Here is a 3,595-nt window from a genome sequence, read left to right as displayed (position 1 = left end):
GCCGGCTTTAGCGGCCCTTAAACTTTGCGCAATCGCATGGATGGCTTCGCTTTGTCCGACTACGCGTTGCTCAAGCAGACTTTCAAGCTGCAACAGGTTGGCCAGTTCGTCTTTGAGTACGCTGCCTGCGGGCACGCCTGTCCAGTCGGCGATAATGTCGGCAATCACGGTTTCATCGACGCTGGTAAAAATCAGCGGTTTGCCTGCGACGACGGCATCCAGCTGTTGCTGTTTCTCGGTCAGGCTTTGTTGTGCAGCTTCCCGCTCTTCGGAAGTCAATTCTGTATTTTTGGCAGCCTCCATTAAGGATTGGATTTCGTCCGCCAATTGTTTTTCTTCCTGATAGCGGCGGTTCATTTCTTCGCGCTGTTCGTTCAGCTGGGCAATTTCCTGCTCGACTTGTCGGATGTTTTCTTCTTGCGATGCGTTCAGACGGCCCAGTTGTTTGTCGGCATCCAATGCTTCCAATTCCCGTTGCAGCGAGGAGGCCTGTGCCTCCATCAAGCCGAAGATATGGGGAATGGTATCCAAGCTCATGCGGACACGGGCGGCGGCCGTATCCAACAAGTCTACGGCTTTGTCGGGCAGCTGGCGGCCGGTAATGTATTTTCTGGAGAGTTGCACGGCTGCGATGACTGCGGAATCCTGAATATGGACTTTATGGTAGGCGGCATAACGCTGTTTCAAGCCGCGCAGCATGGTGAAGGCGGATTCGTCATCGGGCTCTTCTACTTTGACCATTTGGAAACGCCGCTCCAATGCGGCATCTTTTTCAAAATATTGTTTGTATTCGCTCCAGGTTGTGGCGGCAATGGTGCGCAATTCGCCTCGTGCCAAGGCCGGTTTTAAGAGGTTGGCGGCATCTGCGCCACCGGCGCTGTTGCCGGCGCCGATTAAGGTATGCGCTTCGTCAATGAACAATAAGATGGGTTCTTCGGAATTTTGAACGGCTTCAATCACGTTACGCAGGCGTTGTTCGAATTCGCCTTTAACGCCCGCACCTGCCTGCAGCAGGCCTAAATCCAGGACCAATACCTGTGTGTTTTCTAATATTTTAGGCACTTCGCCTGAGGCGATTTTCAAGGCCAGGCCTTCTACCAGTGCGGTTTTGCCGACACCCGGCTCGCCGACCAAAATCGGATTGTTTTTACGGCGGCGTGATAAAATATCCATCATTTGGCGGATTTCTGTTTCGCGACCAAATACGGGGTCGATACCGCCTTGGGCTGCTTTTTCAGTCAGGTTAACGGTAAAGCGCGCCAATGCATCGTTTTGTCCGGTTGCTTTAACCGGTTGTGGTTTGGATTCGGCCTGAGTGCCGTCCTGGCCTTCTTCGGCAGAAGTTTGGGCAAACGTATTGTTGGTGCCTTCGATTGAGACTTCATCCAACCATGTTTTCAGACGGCCTATTTGGGTTTCCGTCAGACTCAACAGCGGCCATGCATCCTGCGTCATCAGACGGTAAGGGGATTTCAACAATGCCTGATACAGATAAGCGGAACGGATTTCCGATGCGCCTTCGTCACTTGCCAGCAGCCATGCGTCTGACAATAGGCTGACCAGTGATTTGGACAGTGAAGGATTACCGCGGACATTGCGCGGCAGTTTATCCATCGTGTCCAGCAAAGGGTTCCAGATGTTTTCCGAATCAATTTCGTAACGTCTCAATAAGGCGCCGACATCGCCATCCCCTAATTCCAATAGCTTGATAAACAAATGGTCAACCGTAATTTCGGCATGACCCCGTGTTTGACATAAACCGGCGGCGGCTTCCATTGCCTGTTGGCAATGCGTATTCAGACGACGTAATAATAAGGCTTGATCATGTGCAGACATTTGATATCCCTGATGTAAAAATGTGTTATAAAAAAGTGCTACCTTTATCAGGCAGCACTTTATGTGGATGATTAAGCGCGGCTTTCGTTCCAGCTGTCGGAATGAATGATGTTGCCGTCTTTATAAGTCCAAGTGATTTTTTCGTAGCGCAATTCAACGCGTTCCAAGTGGTTGTAACGCTCGCGTGCAGGGTCTTTGATGTTGTGCATTACAGGACCTACTGCGACAACTTTAACGTTGTCCAGTTTGGTATTGAAGTACTCTTTCTCTTGACCGGATGCATCAATTTGATACCACTTGATTTCTACTTCTTTTAAAGTTTGGCCGGTGGTCACGGCTTTGTACAAGTATGGAGAAGACGCATCGTATTCTTTGTACAATACGATAGGTTCATGAACGCGGGTACCTGTCAGTTTGCCGGTGTTGGCATCTGTAGGAATGCGGACATTGTGTTGGAACTCGACGATCTCAACACTGTCTTCACGGCCGTTAACGTCAACAGAACCTTTAATAGCGGAACCGCCATCGTCTTTCAGCCACATATAAGCAGGAATTGCCATATTTTTACTCCTTAGTTTTATTAAAAACGCTTTAAGTTTTAAGGCTTAAAGCAACTTGTGCTGCATTGAATTACTGTGTTGCCAAGGGAATAAGGATAATCTCAACCCTGCGGTTCTTGGCCTTACCGTCTTCTGTCTGATTGTCTGCAATCGGTTTGGTATCGCCCAAACCTTTGACTTCAAACCGGCCCTCCGGAACATTGGAAGAAATTACCAACCAGTCTTTGACGGATTGGGCCCGTTTTTCTGACAACTGCTGATTGGAAACAGGATTGCCGACATTGTCGGTATGGCCTTCAACTAAAATGCGGGTATCAGGATGTGATTCGATTGCCTTCAATACGCCAATCAATGCTTTATTGGCATTATTTTTTAATTCAAACTGGCCGGTTTCAAAGAGTGCCAAACTGTCCAGGGTAAGAACCACCGGCTCCGGCTTTTTGACAGGCTTGGGCGCTTTAGGAACTTCGGCGGGAATTAAGGCTTTTAATTTGGGGATATAGGCCTGCGCACGATACAGCCCTAAATCCAAATACGCAGGAACACCGTGATCACGGTATCCTTCAAGCAATTTCAAGTCCTGCTTCAACAGCCCTATTTTTTTAGCCTGTTCGGCTTTATCCGTTTCCATACGGAAGTCCGCTATATGCGTGCCGATTTGTTCCAACAAACGGCTGTTGTTGACAGTTGAAAACGACGCGGCCAGAAAAAAACCGGCAACACCAATGAATAATACCTTAAAAATCATATCTGAAATATGATTTCTATGATAAACGGCATATTTATCCAGATATTCGGATAGGATGTGTCTTACCGAATCATGCTGAACGCTTTGTGCCGTCGGAATAAGACCATCTGTATTTTTTACCAGATAAGCGGCCCATTCAGATGTATTTTGAAAATTTCCGCAATCGGCAAGGCTTAAACTGCATATGTCCACATACTCCCATCCGCTATCTGTATTTTTTAAGAATTTTTCTTCTAAAAAATTCAGCGCTTCCATCAGATAAACATATTGATGGCTATACTGGGCATTGCTGTCATGCAGGAATTTAAGGGACAGGGCGTTTTTCAGATTCTTTAAGAATTCGTTTATCTGCAGACGGTTGTGTTCTTTCTTATTGATGATAGAAAAAACAGAATGGCTGTTTTTTCTATCAAACAAAAAAGACACCGGCGTTTGAATCAACCAGTGCACC

The 3,595-nt window shown here is 47.4% G+C and carries 3 protein-coding genes; all 3 read right to left on the bottom strand.

The features are described from left to right. Positions 1 to 1,836: Clp protease N-terminal domain-containing protein (locus tag HMPREF3022_RS01870; RefSeq protein ID WP_070765048.1), on the bottom strand; the 1,836-nt coding region annotated here is incomplete at its 3' end. A 71-nt stretch (positions 1,837 to 1,907) separates the two neighbouring features. Continuing rightward, positions 1,908 to 2,396, bottom strand: a complete 489-nt coding sequence (locus HMPREF3022_RS01865; protein ID WP_049332188.1) for an Hcp family type VI secretion system effector — start codon at positions 2,394 to 2,396, stop codon at positions 1,908 to 1,910. Between the two features lie 70 nt (positions 2,397 to 2,466). Continuing rightward, on the bottom strand, positions 2,467 to 3,595 hold a 1,129-nt coding region (locus HMPREF3022_RS01860), incomplete at its 5' end, for an OmpA family protein (RefSeq protein WP_070765047.1).

The sequence above is a fragment of the Neisseria sp. HMSC065C04 genome, assembly GCF_001815375.1.
Lineage (GTDB): Bacteria > Pseudomonadota > Gammaproteobacteria > Burkholderiales > Neisseriaceae > Neisseria > Neisseria flavescens_D.
Note: the sequence above shows the minus strand (reverse complement) of the source record. Positions and strands in the feature narration are given on the sequence as shown.